At 69.6% G+C, this 15,801-nt stretch carries 15 protein-coding genes and 1 pseudogene; 5 read left to right on the top strand and 11 right to left on the bottom strand.

Annotated elements, in window-relative coordinates; all coding sequences use genetic code 11:
* Nucleotides 1–215: 215 nt before the first annotated feature.
* The 4 genes from hpt to dacB form a co-directional block, all read right to left on the bottom strand.
* Nucleotides 216–770: a hypoxanthine phosphoribosyltransferase gene (gene hpt, locus VF106_RS10680; RefSeq protein WP_330839467.1), complete on the bottom strand. Its 555-nt coding sequence runs from the start codon at nucleotides 768–770 to the stop codon at nucleotides 216–218.
* Nucleotides 771–810: 40 nt separating this feature from the next.
* Nucleotides 811–1,791, bottom strand: a complete 981-nt coding sequence (tilS, locus tag VF106_RS10675) for a tRNA lysidine(34) synthetase TilS (RefSeq protein ID WP_414638924.1) — start codon at nucleotides 1,789–1,791, stop codon at nucleotides 811–813.
* On the bottom strand, nucleotides 1,788–2,867 hold the full coding sequence (locus VF106_RS10670; protein ID WP_330839466.1) for an Rv3626c family coenzyme F420 biosynthesis-associated protein: 1,080 nt from the start codon (nucleotides 2,865–2,867) through the stop codon (nucleotides 1,788–1,790). The genes tilS and VF106_RS10670 overlap by 4 nt, the downstream gene beginning before the upstream one ends.
* A gap of 61 nt (nucleotides 2,868–2,928) precedes the next feature.
* Complete coding sequence (gene dacB / locus VF106_RS10665; RefSeq protein ID WP_330839465.1) at nucleotides 2,929–5,655, bottom strand: D-alanyl-D-alanine carboxypeptidase/D-alanyl-D-alanine endopeptidase; 2,727 nt, start codon at nucleotides 5,653–5,655, stop codon at nucleotides 2,929–2,931.
* A gap of 75 nt (nucleotides 5,656–5,730) precedes the next feature.
* On the opposite strand from dacB, the gene VF106_RS10660 reads away from it, so the two are divergent.
* Nucleotides 5,731–6,225 (top strand): inorganic diphosphatase, encoded by a 495-nt coding sequence (locus VF106_RS10660; protein ID WP_330839464.1) that lies wholly within the window; start codon nucleotides 5,731–5,733, stop codon nucleotides 6,223–6,225.
* Here VF106_RS10660 and VF106_RS10655 read toward each other — a convergent pair.
* The 3 genes from VF106_RS10655 to VF106_RS10645 all read right to left on the bottom strand — a co-directional run bounded on the left by VF106_RS10655 (nucleotide 6,222) and on the right by VF106_RS10645 (nucleotide 9,240).
* Nucleotides 6,222–6,956 carry an SMI1/KNR4 family protein gene (locus VF106_RS10655; RefSeq protein ID WP_330839463.1) on the bottom strand — a complete coding sequence of 245 codons (735 nt, stop codon included), beginning with the start codon at nucleotides 6,954–6,956 and terminating at the stop codon, nucleotides 6,222–6,224. The genes VF106_RS10660 and VF106_RS10655 overlap by 4 nt on opposite strands.
* A 64-nt stretch (nucleotides 6,957–7,020) precedes the next feature.
* Complete coding sequence (locus VF106_RS10650; RefSeq protein ID WP_330839462.1) at nucleotides 7,021–8,685, bottom strand: DHA2 family efflux MFS transporter permease subunit; 1,665 nt, start codon at nucleotides 8,683–8,685, stop codon at nucleotides 7,021–7,023.
* Nucleotides 8,686–9,240: a MarR family winged helix-turn-helix transcriptional regulator gene (locus VF106_RS10645; RefSeq protein ID WP_330839461.1), complete on the bottom strand. Its 555-nt coding sequence runs from the start codon at nucleotides 9,238–9,240 to the stop codon at nucleotides 8,686–8,688. It lies immediately after the preceding gene.
* Between the two features lie 111 nt (nucleotides 9,241–9,351).
* Here VF106_RS10645 and VF106_RS10640 point away from each other — a divergent pair, with 111 nt between their 5' ends.
* Nucleotides 9,352–10,932, top strand: coding sequence for a glycoside hydrolase family 10-like protein (locus VF106_RS10640; RefSeq protein ID WP_330839460.1), 1,581 nt, complete (start codon nucleotides 9,352–9,354; stop codon nucleotides 10,930–10,932).
* Here the strand turns inward: VF106_RS10640 and VF106_RS10635 are convergent.
* The 3 genes from VF106_RS10635 to VF106_RS10625 all read right to left on the bottom strand — a co-directional run bounded on the left by VF106_RS10635 (nucleotide 10,929) and on the right by VF106_RS10625 (nucleotide 13,652).
* Nucleotides 10,929–11,234, bottom strand: coding sequence for a hypothetical protein (locus tag VF106_RS10635; RefSeq protein ID WP_330839459.1), 306 nt, complete (start codon nucleotides 11,232–11,234; stop codon nucleotides 10,929–10,931). The two genes, VF106_RS10640 and VF106_RS10635, sit on opposite strands and share 4 nt — an antisense overlap.
* 44 nt (nucleotides 11,235–11,278) lie before the next feature.
* Complete coding sequence (gene glyA, locus VF106_RS10630) at nucleotides 11,279–12,541, bottom strand: serine hydroxymethyltransferase (protein WP_330839458.1); 1,263 nt, start codon at nucleotides 12,539–12,541, stop codon at nucleotides 11,279–11,281.
* 628 nt (nucleotides 12,542–13,169) lie between these two features.
* Complete coding sequence (locus VF106_RS10625; protein ID WP_330839457.1) at nucleotides 13,170–13,652, bottom strand: uL11 family ribosomal protein; 483 nt, start codon at nucleotides 13,650–13,652, stop codon at nucleotides 13,170–13,172.
* A 318-nt stretch (nucleotides 13,653–13,970) separates the two neighbouring features.
* On the opposite strand from VF106_RS10625, the pseudogene VF106_RS50855 reads away from it, so the two are divergent.
* The 3 genes and pseudogenes from VF106_RS50855 to VF106_RS10610 form a co-directional block, all read left to right on the top strand.
* A pseudogene (locus VF106_RS50855) lies at nucleotides 13,971–14,045 on the top strand (hypothetical protein); the annotation flags it as partial.
* A 51-nt stretch (nucleotides 14,046–14,096) separates the two neighbouring features.
* The gene (locus VF106_RS10615; protein WP_330839455.1) at nucleotides 14,097–14,492 is read left to right on the top strand and encodes a hypothetical protein; all 396 of its coding nucleotides are present in this window, start codon (nucleotides 14,097–14,099) and stop codon (nucleotides 14,490–14,492) included.
* 31 nt (nucleotides 14,493–14,523) lie between these two features.
* Nucleotides 14,524–15,282, top strand: a complete 759-nt coding sequence (locus VF106_RS10610) for a GNAT family N-acetyltransferase (RefSeq protein ID WP_330839454.1) — start codon at nucleotides 14,524–14,526, stop codon at nucleotides 15,280–15,282.
* Here VF106_RS10610 and VF106_RS10605 read toward each other — a convergent pair.
* Nucleotides 15,279–15,797, bottom strand: a complete 519-nt coding sequence (locus tag VF106_RS10605; protein WP_330839453.1) for a gamma carbonic anhydrase family protein — start codon at nucleotides 15,795–15,797, stop codon at nucleotides 15,279–15,281. The genes VF106_RS10610 and VF106_RS10605 overlap by 4 nt on opposite strands.
* Between the last annotated feature and the right edge of the window lie 4 nt (nucleotides 15,798–15,801).

The following is a 15,801-nucleotide window of genomic DNA, read 5'->3' as shown; positions in this document are numbered from 1 at the left end:
GCTTCGATCGAGACCTGGCCTGCCATCGCGGCGGCGCTGAATGCGCTGACCGCGCCTCCGATTGCCTCGTACACCCTTGTGCTCCCCGGTTGTTCCCCGACGCGCACACCCCTCGCGTGCGGCGCGTGACAGGTGTCGAGGTTAACGCACGTGGATGACGGTCGGGGACGTTATCAGCACAAAGGGCGACTGTGCGTGTCCGCGGACACTCTCGGTTACGACGAGTAGACCTTCGGGTCCAGTGTGCCGATGTACGGGAGGTCGCGGTAGCGCTCCGCGTAGTCCAGGCCGTAGCCGACCACGAACTCGTTCGGGATCTCGAAGCCCACGTACCTCACCGGCACCTCGACCTTCACGGCCTCCGGTTTGCGCAGCAGTGTGCACACCTCCAGCGACGCCGGGTTGCGGGACGCGAGGTTCTTCAGCAGCCACGACAGGGTCAGGCCCGAGTCGATGATGTCCTCGACGATCAGCACGTGCCGGCCCGCGATGTCGCGGTCCAGGTCCTTCAGGATGCGCACGACGCCGGACGACGACGTCGACGAGCCGTACGAGCTCACCGCCATGAACTCCATCTGCACCGGGACCGCCAGCGCGCGGGCCAGGTCGGTCATGAACATGACCGCGCCCTTCAGCACGCCCACCAGCACCAGGTCCGCGCGGTCCCCGCGTTCCGGGTAGTCGTCGGACACCTGCTTCGCGAGTTCTTTGATCTTGTCCTGGATCTGCTGTTCGGTGATCAAGACGGAGGCGATGTCTTCGCCGTACACCCGGACCCCTCTCCTGGCTGCGTTGAAATTGGAGCCGCGCTCATCCGCTGCCGCCTCGTTCGCTCGGCTCCGGGCACGCGGTCACCCGCAGCCTGCCACGGGCCCGCCCTACCGCAAAGTCGCCCGGCACCCAAACGGCCCCCTGACCCCGCCATTCGCCGATCAGCGCGTCCGCCGAACGGAGGTGTGCGTCCGTCAGCTCGGGCACACCGGCGTCGAGGAGCCAGCGGCGCAGGGCCCTGCGCCGCAGCGCGGGCGGCTCGGCCGACAGAACCGCCACGTCCAGCTCCCCTGCGACCAGCGCGGCGGCGAGCAGCCTTGCCGACAGTGTGTCCAGTGCCTCGGTGTCGTCACGCAGCTGCGCCGCGGTCCGTGCCAACGCGGGTGCCACCCCACCCTTCAGCACGTCCTCCAGCAGCGGCAGCACCTCCCTCCTCAGCCGGACCCTCGTGTAGGCCGGATCGACGTTGTGGGGGTCGTCCCACACGGTCAGACCCAGCACTTCGCATGCCGCGACAGTGGTAGCACGGGGCACCGACAAAAACGGGCGGCCCCACGGGGGGTCCAGGTCGCACATGCCCGCGATCGAACGGGGACCCGAGCCGCGCCCGAGGCCCAGCAGCACGGTTTCGGCCTGGTCGTCGAGGGTGTGGCCCAGCAGCACCAGAGGAAAGCCCGCTGAACGGAGCGCCTGGTACCGGGCCACGCGTGCAGCCGCCTCCGGGCCGCCACGGCCGGTCACGGTCACCGTCAGCACCTGAACGTCGTCGATGCCGAGTCCGTGTAGCTGCTTCGCTGCCCCGGCCGCGACGTCCGCCGAACCGGGCTGCAACTGGTGGTCAACGACGAGCCCGTGGACAGTCAGACCGCGCTGGGACGCTGTGTGAGAGGTGGCGGCCGCAAGCGCGAGCGAGTCAGCGCCGCCGGACACCGCGACCGCGACATCGGCGACCGGACCGGCCTTGTCGAGCAGTTGCCGCACCGCCTGCCTAGTGCGGAAGACGGGCTGGAACGTGGTCACCGGCCGTGAACGCGCCGCACCCAGGCCGCCGGGTCGGCGATCTCCGCACGCAGCGGCACCGTCTCCGGCGACTCCCAGACCCGGTTGAAGCCCGCCATGCCGACCTCGTCCACCACGTACCTGGTGAAGGCCGCGCCCGCCGCGTACTGCTTGACCTTCGCGTCGACGCCCAGCAGCGTCCGCAGGATCCGGTCGAGCATGCCGCCGCCGCGGCGCCGGGCCGTGAACCGGGCGCGGATCGTCGCCACGCTGGGCACCACGGCAGGGCCGACGGCGTCCATGACGTGGTCGGCGTGCCCTTCCAACAGCGTCGACAGCGCGATCAGCCGGTCGAAGACCTCTCGCTGCTTCGGCGTCTGCAGCAGCTCGACCAGCCCGATCGGGCCGGAGTCGCCCAGGTCGGTCTCGCGGCGCCGGATCTGCTTCACGACCTCGGGCAGACGGGCGAACGCGCTGGTCGCGGTCTCGTCAAGCCCGGCGAGGAAGGCGCCGACCTCACCGGCGAAGTAGTCCCGCAGCCACGGCACCGCCGTGAACTGCAGCCGGTGTGTGCACTCGTGCAGGCACACCCACATCTGGAAGTCCTCGGCCGGCACGTCCAGCGCCCGCTGCGCGGCCATGATGTTCGGCGCGACCAGCAGCAGCCGGCCGCTCGCCCGCTCGCCGCCGAAGGGGTCGTACTGGCCGAGCACGCGGCCGCCGAGGAACGCGAGCACCATGCCGGCCTGGACGCCGGCGCTGCCGGCGAGCACGCCACCCATCGCACGGCTCGGGCCGGCCGGCAACGCGCCATCGGTCAGCACGGCGAGTCCCTCAGCCGCGGCCTCCACCCAGCGGCGGCGGTCCACGACCTCGCCCGGGTACAGCGGCAGGTCGTGGCCGAGACCGGTCAGCTCACGAACATGTGTCTCGGCGATACCCGTCACGTCACGCAGCCCGGTGACGGCCCGTTCCGCCTCTTCGATCGGCACCGCGGGGCCCGGCTTGACGAGCCGCTGCGCGGTGGCCACGGCGACACCCCAGTCGACCGGGTTCCTGGTGGCTGGCTGCTGGACCGGGCTGGTCGCCGTGCTCATGTCATCGACGCTACCTGACCGGACCTGAGATGCGTCTACGAACTTCGGCGCCTCGCCGGCCTCATTGACAGCCACAGCCGCGCAACGCGGCGGCGACCGCGTCCAGCGCGGGCCGGGCGGCGTTCGCGTTGCTGCCGTTGGTGAGGAACGCGAACACGAGTGGCCGGTTGTCCTTGTCGAGGACGATGCCGGCGAGCGAGTTGACACCCGAGAGCGTGCCCGTCTTCGCCCGCACCCAGCCACGGCCCTCGGCAGCGGCGCCCTGGGTGTAGCGCTCGGCGAGCGTGCCGCTGCCGCCGGCGACGGGCAGACCGCCGAGCAGCGGGCGGAGCTTGGCGGTACGTGGGTCCTTGCCGTCCGGGCCGGCCGCGACCGCGAGGATCTGGGCGAGCAGCTTGGCCGACACCTTGTTCTCTGTGGACATTCCGCTGCCGTCGTGCAGTTCGACGCCGGTGACGTCGAAGTTGTTCTGGCGCAGGATGTCCAGCATCGCCTTGTTGGCGCCCTCGAACGACGGCTCCTGGCCCGTCTTGATGGCGACCTCGCGGGCGAGGATGTCGCCGAGCGTGTTCTCCGAACGGTCCAGCATGTTGTCGACGAGCTGGGACACGGGCGCGGACCGAATCTCGCCGAGCACCTTCGCGTTCGCCGGCGCCGTCTCGTCGATCGACGCGCCCGGGCTCGCCCCGATGCGGGAGGCGAACTCATCGACCAGCGTGCGGCCGGGGTCGTTCGTGCGCGGCGAGTAGTTGACCGTCGCGTCCCGCCGGTCACCGTCCAGCATGGCCGGGACGATCGGCGCGATGTAGCCCGCACCAACGTCTTCCGGTAGCCAGGTCGACTCCAGCTCCGGTCCCGTGTAGCGGCTCTGGTCGATGTAGACGGTCGTGACCTGCGCGCCGCTGGCCTTGACCTGGTCGACGAGCTCGGACAGGTGCGCCGCGCCGGGATACATGGACTCGTTGCCCACCTTGAGCGAGGAGATCGTGGGATCCCCACCGCCCACGATGATCACTTCGCCGGGCTGTTCGCCCTGCACGACCTTGGTGACCAGCTGCTGGGTGTGGTCGAGGCTGAGCAACGCGGTCGCGGCGGTGATGATCTTGCCGGTGGACGCCGGGATGATCGCGTTGCCGGGGTCGCGTTCGAAGAGGGTCTGGTTGGTGCCCGGGTCGATGACGAGGCCCGTGAGTGTGCCGAGGGCCGAGTTGGAGACGGGTCCGGCCAGCGTCGACGCGACGCCGGCCGGGGACGGCGCTGGGGCGTTGCTGTCCGGGGCGCGGAGCCCGGGGCTGTAGGTGATGGGTGCGGGCGGTTGCTTGATCGCGACGGGGTCCTCGCCGGTGAGGCCGAGTTTGTCGGACACACCGGGGACACCGAAGACGACACCGGCCGCGAGCCCGAGTACGGCCACGATCGCGACGGCGATGACGAGGAGTTTCTTGTTCTTGCGTGGTGCGGCCGGCTCGTCGGGGGCCGGTTCGACGCGTTGCGGTGCGGCCCGGGGTGGTTCGGGTGGCGGCCGCTCGGACGCGCGCTCCGGGCGGGGCATGCTGACGGTCGCGCTGTCCGGTGCCTGGTAGGTGTCGTGGCGGGGCCGGACGAAGCTGGGCGGCTGGCTGTCAGGCTCGCGTGGCGGTGGCGGCGGTTGGACCGGCCGGAGGAAGACCGTGGGGCCGTCGGTCGGCGGGTTCGGCGGCGTTGGTCGGGCGAGGTTGACGACGGTGGCCTCGGCGGACGACCCGGTGCGGGGGCGTTCGGGCGGCGGTGCCGCGTCGCTCGGGCGGGGTCGATCTGGCCGGGTGGGGTCGGGTCCTGCGACGGGTTGAACGATCTGGGTTCGATCAGCCGCCGTGGGCTCGGGTGGGCGATCGGCTCGGGGGTCGACGGGCTCGGCCTCGGAGAACCAACCGCCAGGAGAACGATCAGGTGTCGCGGCCTCAGCTTCCTGACCGCCACGGGAGTGGCCTGGGTCGTCGGCGGGCTCACCGGCACGAGAGCGATCATCGGCCGGCCAACTGGCGTGATCAGCTTCTGTGGTGTCACTCGCGCCATCGGCACCAGAGTCGTCGGGCGTGGCGGACTGACCGGCCGGCTCACTGATCTGGGACTCGGCGGAGTCATCGGTGCCAGCCGAGTCGGATGCCGCGGTTTCCTCGGGCGCGGCAGGTTCTGGCGGCTCGGTGTCGGCGGCGGGACTGTGCTCAGGCTCCGCGTCGCCCTTGTCGGTCGCCTCGTCAGGTGCCGGCGACTCGGCGCCTCCTCGGTCAACGTCTTCGGCGGACTCGGGTTTGGCCGGGGCGAGGTTGGCCACCGTCCGGTCGGCCGCCTGTGTCGAATCGTCCTGCTCGGCGGAGACGGCCTGGTCGGTCGGCTCGTCGGCCGGTTCCACAGGGGACGCCGTGTCAGCGCCTTCTGGGCTGGCCGGCGTCGGCAGCTCGGCCGCGGGTTGGTCGTTCTCCGGCTCGCCCGGCCAGTCCGGACTGGAGGATTCCTCGTTCGGCCACTCGGGAGTGGCCACGGGTCTGACGAAGCTCATGGCCTCGGTGTTCGCGTTCTTGGCCTGCTGCTCCAGGTCGGCGACCGGCCAGCTCATCGGCTGGGTCAGTTGTTGGGCCGGTTTGGCGTGTGGTTCGTCACGCCCGTTCGAGGCCGGGGGCTCGAACCAGCCCACGTCGGCGGGTTTTTCGGGCACCGGCAGCTTGTGGGTCGAGGCGTCCCCTGCCTGCTCCGACTGCCTGTCGTCGTCGGTCGTCGGCCAGCGGTCGCCATCGCCGGGCTGCGGCACGTGCCCTCCCCAATCGGTAACACCGGTACGCCAGACTATCGGGAAACGACGAGCCCGATCTGAGCGAGGAAAACCGTGGAGTTCGACGTCACGATCGAAATCCCCAAAGGCGTGCGCAACAAGTACGAGATGGACCACGTCACCGGGCGTATCCGTCTCGACAGGACACTCTTCACCGCCACGCAGTACCCGGCCGACTACGGCTTCGTGGAGGACACCCTCGGCGAGGACGGCGACCCGCTCGACGCGCTGGTGCTCGTCCAGGAGCCGACCTTCCCCGGGTGCCTGATCAAGTCACGGGCCATCGGCATGTTCCGGATGACGGACGAGAAGGGCGGTGACGACAAGGTGCTGTGCGTGCCCGCCGAGGACCCGCGCACCGAGCACCTGCGCGACATCCACCATCTCGCCGAGTACCACCGGCTCGAGATCCAGCACTTCTTCGAGGTCTACAAGGACCTGGAGCCCGGCAAGAGCGTCGAGGGTGCCACCTGGGTGGGCCGCGACGAGGCGGAGAGGGAGATCGTCCGCTCCTACGCGCGCCTCAAGGAGGCCGGCGGCCTGCACTAACGCCACTGGAGCACGCCGTTGACGACGAGCGGATCCTCGGTCCACAGGGCATCGGCGGTCCGCTCCAGCATGTCCGCGTAGCCGCCGTCGAACGTCACGTCACCCGCCTCGTAGTGCCGGCCGAGCCGCCCGCCGTCCACGAACAGCAGGTCACCGCCGTAGTCGGTGGCTACCGGCACAAACCGGCCGTGCCACCAGCCCTCGACGAGCCCGTCCAGGCCGATGCTCTTGAGCACGTCGCACATGACGGTCGCCTCGTCGACGATCGCATCCGCGGTCAGCGGGTACATGCCCTCCGCGAGCATGAAGGCCGTACCGATGTCCGCGCCGACCCCGTCGTGCCGGCGCAGGGACGCGATCAGCTCTGGCGGCAGCCGCACGCCGACCGCCCGCTGCACCGCCATGATCAGTCTGTCGTCGGCCGGCGGGCGCAGGGACGCCGCCGTGACCGGGGCGTGCTCGGTGAGCCAGGTCTCGATCCGCTCCCACGCCCGGTCCACCCGCGTGCTCACCTGGGCCGGTACTTCCGCCAACTGAACGGGCCCGGCATCGATATGGCATCCGGAGTCCACGGACAGAGTCGGAGTCGGCTCGGGGGTCGTGCGTGAGGTGGGCGACGACAAGCTGGACGACTCGGCCCCGCCACCGCTCGCCACGACCACCACCACACCGGCCGCGACGACGAAGACAGCGAGGACGACGGCGAGCACCTGCCGCCAGCGACTGGGCATGGCGGCGCACTATAGGGCGAGCCCCGCGCGCCCGTGGGCGCGCGGGGCTCTCACCTTCCCCCGGTCAGTGTGCCGCGACTGGCGCGGCCGCGGCCGCTTCCTCGTCGGCGGCGACCCGCTGGATGCCCGACTTGTCGGACAGCGGTGCTTCCTTGAGGAACCAGATCATCACGAACGCCACCAGCGACACGAACCCGCCGACCATGAACACCGTGTCGATCGACTCGGCGAACCCGGTCAGGATCGGCCGGGCCAGCGTCGGGTCAAGGGAGTTCAGGAACTCGGTGTTGTTCAGGTCGAGGCCACCACTCTGCAGCGTCTGCGCGAACTGCGGGTTCTCCTGCAGCGCGGCGAGGAACGCTGGGTCGGTCCGCACGCTGGCGAACGCGCCCGCGATCTTGCCGCCCACGACGCTGAACAGGATCGACAGGAACACCGCCGTGCCGACCGTGCCGCCGATGGACCGGAAGAGCATCGCCGACGAGGTGGCCACGCCCATGTCCTTGGCAGGCACGTCGTTCTGGATGGCCAGGAGCAGCGTCTGCATGCACAGGCCCAACCCGATACCGGCCAGCGCCATGATCAGCATCGTCTGCCACATCGGCGTGTCCAGGCCGATCTGGGCGAACAGGAACATCGACGCCGAGATGATCCCTAGCCCGGTGACCGGGAACCGCTTGTAGCGACCGGTCTTCGAGATCAGGATGCCGCTGCCCATCGACGCCACGAGAATGCCGGCGGTCATCGGCAGGCTCAGCAGACCGGACTCGGTCGGCGTGGCGCCCTTCACGATCTGCAGGTACAGCGGCAGCGACATCATCATGCCGAACATGCCGATACCCATCACGAAGTTGAGGCCGTTGGTCAGCGAGAACACCGGCCGCTGGAACAACCGCAGCGGTAGCAGCGCCTCGTCGCCCATCGACCGCTCGACCAGCACGAACGCGACCAGGCCGAGCGCGCCGATGCCGTACATCGCCAGCGCCGCCGGGGAACCCCATCCCCACTCACGACCCTGTTCCGCGATGATCAGCAGCGGCACGAGCGCGGTCGCGAGCGCGCCGGCGCCCCAGTAGTCGACGCGGTGGTTGACCCTGGTGTGCGGCACGTTCAGGAACTTCGCGACGACGATCAGCCCGACGATGCCGACCGGCACGTTCACCAGGAACACCCAGCGCCACCCGTCGATGCCGAGGAACGTGTTCGCGCCGGCGAAGAACCCGCCGATGACCGGGCCGAGGACACTGGACGTGCCCCAGACCGCCATGAAGTAGCCCTGGTACTTGCTGCGTTCCCTCGGCGACACGAGGTCGGCGAGGATCGCGAGCGCGAGCGACATCAGACCGCCGGCGCCGAGGCCCTGGACCGCGCGGAACGCGGCGAGCTCGTACATCGAGTTCGCGAACCCGGACGCAACCGAGCCGACCAGGAACAACGTGATCGCGCTCAGGTACATCGGCTTGCGGCCGAAGATGTCGGACAGCTTTCCGTACAGCGGCGTCGAGATCGTCGAGGTGATCAGGTACGCGGTGGTCACCCAGGCCTGGATGGTCTGGCCGTGCAGCTGGTCGGCGATCGTCTTTGTCGCCGAACCCATGATCGTCATGTCGAGGGCGGCCAGCAGCACGCCGAGCAACAGCCCGGCGAGGATCGTCATGATCTGGCGGTGCGACAACGCGCCCCGCTCCCCCTGCACCTCGGGCACGGCGCGCGAGGTTGACTCGGACATCTACTTCTCCCCTTCGGAACGCACGACGAAAGTCGCGCATTCGTTGATCATCGCCGGCAGGCTGGCCTCGTGGTCGACCGCGAACCGTTCAAGCAGTTCGAGGAACGTGTCCACGTCTTCTGGCGCCCACTGCCGGATTACGCGAGCCAGCGCGTCGCCAATCCGCATGCGCTGCTCTTTCAGGAGCGTGAGCCCGGCCTCGGTCGGCGCGAGCACGCTCGCGCGGCCGTCGTCCGGGTCTGCCCTTCGCTCAACCAGGCCGTCACGCACGAGCGCGGCGACCTGCCTGCTGACCGTCGACGGGTCGGAGTGCACAGCCGCCGCGAGCGCGCTTGACCGGCTCGGCCCCAGGACGACGAGCTGCTTGATCAACATGATCGTCGAGCGGTCGACGCCGCCCGCCCTGCTGATCTTGTGACCCAACGCCGCCTGTTGCTTGCCCAGCGCGAACATCAGAGTGGCGAGCCGCTGACCCGCGTCCATCTCCCGCTGGGTCAGTTCAGCTGCCTCGGAGTCGATCCCCGATGCGACCACGACCAGCCCTCCCTGTTGCATGCATCAGACAATTAGTTGGTCGATACAAGCATGCGCTTAGCCTAGGTCATGAGGCAAGCGAAATAGTTGTGATGCGTGACATGGCCGGTACAAACCCGACAGACTGCTTCAATGCTCGGACATCGCAGCAGATTCCTCACCGTGGTCGTGGCAGCAGCCCTGTCACTCAGCGCGGCCGCACCAGCCGCGACGGCCACCCCCGACGTGCCCGCGGCGGGCCAGTGCGCGCCCGACCCGGCGGCACCGAAGCAGCAGCTGCGTGCCGAGTGGATCGCGAGCGTGGCCAACATCGACTGGCCCTCCCAGCGGGGGCTCACCGCCGACCAGCAGAAGGCGGAGCTGGTCCGCTGGTACGACGAGGCCGTGGCGCAGGGGCTGAACGCCGTGGTCGTGCAGATCAGGCCGACCGCCGACGCGTTCTGGCCGTCGCAGTACGAACCGTGGTCGCACTGGTTGACCGGCACGCAGGGCGTGGACCCCGGCTACGACCCGCTCGCCTTCGCGGTCACCGAGGCGCACAAGCGGAACCTTGAGTTCCACGGCTGGTTCAACCCGTTCCGGGTATCGATGACCACCGACGTCAACGCGCTGGCACCGACGCATCCGGCCCGCGTGCACCCGGAGTGGATCGTCTCCTACGGCGGCAAGCTCTACTACAACCCCGGCATTCCCGAGGTCCGGCAGCACACCATCGACGCGATCATGGACGCGGTGCGCCGGTACGACCTCGACGCCGTCCACTTCGACGACTACTTCTACCCGTACCCGGTGGCGGGCCAGACCTTCGACGACGCGGCGACGTACGCGCAGTACGGCGGCGGCCTCCCGCTCGCCGACTGGCGCCGCCAGAACATCGACGCGTTGATTTCCGGAATATCCGAGGAGATCCGGTCGGCGAAGCCGTGGGTGCAGTTCGGGGTCAGCCCGTTCGCGGTGTGGCGCAACGTGGCCACCGACCCGACCGGTTCGCAGACGCAGGCCGGCGTGCAGACCTACGACGACCTGTACGCGGACACGGTCAAGTGGGTGCGCGAGGAGTGGATCGACTACATCGTGCCGCAGGTGTACTGGAACATCGGGTTCACGGCGGCGGACTACGCGAAGCTCGTGCCGTGGTGGTCGGCGGTGGTGGCCGGCACCGACGTCAACCTCTACATCGGACACGCGAACCACAAGGTGGCGAACCCGGCACAGCCCGCGGCGTGGCAGGACCCGGCCGAGATGAGCCGGCAGCTGACGTTCAACCGGGACTTCCCCCAGGTCAAGGGCGACATCTACTTCTCGGCCGTGCAGGTCCGCGCCAACCGGCTCTCGCACATGTCCATCGTGAAGGCCGACCACTACCAGCACCCGGCGATACCGCCGACCTCCGGCCGGCTGGTGGGACGTGGCCCAGGACTGCCGGCGATCGTGGACGCGACCAGGACGTCGAGCGGCGTCCGGCTGGCGTGGGTGTCGGGCGCGGCGACGTCCTACGCCGTGTACCGGCTGGACGGTCACCGGTTCCTGGGCCGCTGCGACCTCGCCGACGCGCGGTACCTGATGGGCACCGTCCGCGCCGACCGCGGCCCGCTGCAGAGGTTCACCGACACGACGGCCGTCCCCGGCCAGCGCTACACCTACGTCGTGACGGCGTTGGACCGGGTCAACAACGAGAGCTCGCCAAGCACCCCACGCTTCGTCCGCGGCTAGCGAGTCCAGGGTTCGTCGTCGGAGTCGCCGAGCACCGGGTCGAGCGTCGGGTCGCCCGCGCGGGGCTCGGCCCACTGCTCGCGGTCCGGGGAGGTGGGCTCGTCGTAGCCGGTGGGGTCCGGCCGCATCCGGGCCCGCCCGCGACGGAACCCGCGGTAGGGCCTGATGTCCTCGCTCGGGCCCCGCGGCGGTCGTGGTCCGGGGCCCCAGCGTGCGATCCCGTGCCAGAAGGCGGCGTCGGCCTCGTCGTCCGCGGCCGCCCGTTCGGCCCGCTCGCGCTGCCGCCGCCTGCTGAACCGCATGAGGCGACGGTAGCGCGAGCTTCTGCCTGTGTGTCCGGTTTTGGCTAGGCCCAGCCCGGCATCGGGTAATTCTTGAGGAGTTCACGGATCTCGGCGGCGACGGCCGCGATCGCGGTCTCGTCGGCGTCGTTCGCGGCGGTGACCGTCCGGTCGATCCACTCGGCGATCTGCGGCATCTGGTCGACACCCAGGCCGCGGGTGGTGATCGCGGCGGTGCCGAGCCGCAGCCCGGACGGGTCGAACGGCTTGCGCGGGTCGAACGGCACGGTGTTGTAGTTGAGCTCGATCCCGGCGCGGTCGAGTGCCTTGGCCGCGGGCTTGCCGGCGATGCCCTTGCCGGTCACGTCCATGAGGATCAGGTGGTTGTCGGTGCCACCGGAGACCAGGTCGTACCCGTGGGCGAGGAGCGCGTCGGCGAGCGCCCTGGCGTTGGCGACCACCCCGGCCGCGTAGTCCCGGAAGTCCGGCCGCGACGCCTCGGCCAGCGCGACGGCGATGGCGGCGGTCGTGTGGTTGTGCGGGCCGCCCTGCAGCCCGGGGAAGACAGCCTTGTCCAGGGCCTTCGCGTGCTCGGCGTCGGACAGCAGCATCGCGCCACGGGGACCGCGCAGCGTCTTGTGCGTGGTGGTGGAGATGATCTGGGCGTGCCCGACCGGGGAGGGGTGCGCCCCGCCGGCGACCAGGCCCGCGATGTGCGAGATGTCGGCGACGAGGACCGCGCCGACCTCGTTGGCGATCTCCGCGAAGCCGGGGAAGTCGATCGTGCGCGGGATCGCGGTGCCGCCGCAGAAGATCAGCTTCGGCCGCTCGGCCTTGGCCAGGTCACGCACCTCGTCCAGGTCGACACGCCCGGTGTCCTTGCGCACGCCGTACTGGACGGCGCGGAACCACTTGCCGGTCGCCGACACGGACCAGCCGTGGGTGAGGTGCCCGCCGGCCGGCAGCGCCATGCCCATGATCGTGTCGCCAGGGTTCGCGAGCGCGAGGTAGATGGCGAGGTTGGCCGGCGAGCCGGAGTAGGGCTGCACGTTCGCGTGGTCGACCCCGAAGAGCGCCTTGGCCCGCTCGATGGCGAGCGACTCGATGGGGTCGATGAGCTGCTGGCCCTCGTAGTACCGCTTGCCGGCATAGCCTTCGGAGTACTTGTTGGTCAGCACGGAACCGGTGGCCTCGAGGACCGCCGTCGAGACGTAGTTCTCGGACGCGATGAGCCGAACCTTCTCGAACTGGCGCTGGGCCTCGCTCTCGACGAGCTGCGCGAGCTCGGGATCGGCGGCGGCAAGGTGGGGAATCGCCGGCTGGTGCATCGGGGGTCGCCTCCATCGTCATCGGTGCGCCCCTGACACTATCGAGCGGGTCAGACGACATCGAGTCGTGTCCGGATCTCATCCACCACCCGGGTGACCTCGACCAGCCCCCCGAGGGGCGCGTCGGGGGGCTCGTCGAGCCGCGGCCACCAGTACTCGCGCGGCGTGCCCGGGTACCTGGGGACGAGATGCAGGTGCAGGTGTCGATCTGGTGCCCGACTACCGACGAGAGGACGTGCTCGGCCTGGAGCGCCTTCGCTGCCCGCGCCGCCCATCGTCCGAGTGCGGCGGCCTCGTCCGTGGTGCGGTCCGCGAGACCGGACACGTGCCGTCGCGGCTCGACGACCAGATGCCCGAGGTAGACGCGCCCATCGGCGCCGGGCGCATCGGGCAACACGTGGCCGAGCACCATGAGCCCGTCCCCGGCGATCACGCCCTCACCGGACTGGTGTTTGTCACACACGTAGCAGTCCACGGGCAGACGCTAGCGCTCCCGAGGACCCGCTCACCGCTTTGCCCTGGCCCCTTCGCCCCTGAATTTCGTCGAAATCCGCGCAGTACATCACCCCAACCCCCACCCGATCCCGGGGGCGTCCCGCCGTGCCAGTCTACCGGGTGGGGGTGACAGTCACCCCGATGTCGATCTTGCCTGTGGATAACCGGGGCGGCTGTGGACAACTGGTCCCTTGTCCATTATGGACACTCCCATTGAGCGGGCCGTACCTGCGATTGTTCGCATGGCCGCATCGAGGTCGGTCGTGTTCAGGTCCGGCAGTTTGCGTTCCGCGATCGCGCGCAGCTGGGCAGTCGTCAGCGAACCGGCGCTCGCGTGGCCCGGCTGCGCGGATCCCTTGCTGCCCAAGGTTTTTCGGATCAGGAACGCGGTTGGTGGGGTCTTGAGGCGCAGGGTGAAAGTGCGGTCCTCGAAAACCGTGACCACCACCGGCACCACATCGCCGCGCTGGGTCGCCGTGGCCGTGTCGTAAGCGCGCTTGACCTCGACCAGGTTCACGCCGGTCTGCCCCAGCATCTTGCCGAGATCGACCATCGGCGCCTCGCCGGCCGGCAGTTCGAGCGTCGTCTGGAACGTCTGCTTCTTCTTCGGTGCCATGCACGGCACGCTAGGAATTGACGTTACGTCAAACTCAAATGCGATTTCGAGTTCGGCCGACTACCGTCCTTTCATGGACGCCGACATCCTCGAGTACTACGAGCGCGGCGGCGAGGACACACGCCTGGCCGACTCGATAGAACTGTTGCGCACCAAGGAATTGCTGCGCCGCTACCTGCCGCCGGCGTCCGACGTTCTCGACGTCGGCGGGGCGTCCGGCGTCTACGCGACCTGGCTCACCGCGCAGGGACATCGCGTGAACTCGTCAACCCAGTCCCCCGGCACGTCGCTACCGCCCTGGCGAAGGGCATCGACGCCATGCTCGGTGACGCGCGGGCGCTCGACGAGCCAGACGCCAGTCGCGACGTCGTGCTGCTCCTGGGCCCGCTCTACCACCTGCTCGACCGCGAGGAACGAGTTCGTGCGCTGGCTGAGGCGCGCCGGGTGACACGTGACCTCGTCGTCGCGGCCGTCATCAGTCGGTGGGCGCCGCTGTACGAGGCGATGCTGCGCGGCGTTGTCGACTCCCCTGGGTTCCTGCCGATGCTCCGCGAGGACCTGGCCACTGGCACACGTCGCGGGACGCAGAACGTCCCCTACGGCTTCACGACGTGCTACTTCCACCGCCCCGAGGAGATCCGCGCCGAGATCGCCGACGCCGGGCTCACGCTCGTCGACCTTCTACCCGTCGAAGGAATGGCGCAGTGGATGCCGGATCTCGCCGACCGACTGTCCGATCCGGACAAGCGTGCCGTGCTGTTGGAGCTCATCGAACGCACCGAGCGGGAGCCCGCCGTCCTGGGTGCCACCGCGCACCGGCTGGCCGTGGCGCGTAGGTAAACGGCTTGACGGCGGTGTTCCACTTGTCAGCATGAACCAGGCTGCCGTGCTCGCGGCGTTCGACGAGCAGCTGCGCAACACCGTGGGGGACGACGCGCGCAGCGAACGGGCCGGTCAAGTGATCCGCTGTCTGAGCGAACGCGAGGACGGCTGGTCCGGCGTCGAATGGTCCGATCTGGACGAGACGACCGCGGACGACGTGATCGCCGAGCAGGTCCGGTACTTCGGCGAGCGGGGGCGGTCGTTCGAGTGGAAGTACTACGCCTACGACCGGCCCGCAGACCTGCCGGAACGCCTGCGCGCCGCCGGGTTCCAGCCGGACGAGGCGGAGGCGTTGATGGTCGCCGACGCCACCGAGCTACCCGAAATCGGGCCCCCGTCAGGTGTTCACTTCGTTGAGGCGTCCGATGAGGACAGTCTGCGGCAGGTACAAGACGTGCACGACAAGGCCTTCGGCGGCGACCACGGCCCGATGATCGAGAGCATGCGTGAGCGGGTGGCGACGGGTGCGATCGTTCCCGTGCTCGCTCTGGCTGGTGACACGCCGGTGTGCGCGTCGCGTGTGGACTTCCACCCTGGCACGGACTTCGCGAGCCTGTGGGGTGGCGGCACGGTGCCGGAGTGGCGTGGCCGCGGCATCTACCGCGCCATGGTGAGTTACCGGGCGCGGCTCGCGCTTGCCCGCGGTTACCGCTATCTGCGTACCGACGCGCTGCCCACCAGCCGGCCGATCCTGGAGAAGCTGGGGTTCGTGCAGCTGACCACGACCGTGCCGTACACGCGGTCCTAGACCGGCGCGATGCCGTCGCGGTGGCGGCGCGCAAGCTCGGTGTAGATGGCCGCGTTGTGGTCGACCCACACCTTCGTCTTCCCGTCGAGGGGCGCGAACTTCTTGGCCGGGGTGCCGAACGCTACGGTCTCGCCAGGCACCTCGGTTCCCGGCGTCACGGTCGAACCGGCGGCCACCAGCGCACGCGCCCCGACAACGGCACCGTCGAGCACGATCGCGCCGTTGCCGATCAGCGCGTCGGCGCCGATGGTGCCGCCGTGCAGGACGCACAGGTGCCCGATGGTGGCACCGGGGCCGACCTCGCACGTCCCGCCGGCAAGGTGGATGACCGAGTTGTCCTGCACGTTGGCGCGTTCGCGGATCACGACGGCGCCGAAGTCGGCACGGATCACCACGCCGTACCAGACCGAGGCGTTGGCCTCGACCGTCACATCGCCGATCAATGTCGCGGTCGGCGCGATCCACGCGTCCGGGTGAACCGTGGGCGTCTTACCTTCGAACGAAAACAGCGGCACTCAC

Origin of the sequence: Actinophytocola sp. (genome assembly GCF_036378875.1) — a bacterium.
Lineage (GTDB): Bacteria > Actinomycetota > Actinomycetes > Mycobacteriales > Pseudonocardiaceae > Actinophytocola.
This window is presented reverse-complemented; position numbering and strand designations above follow the sequence as displayed.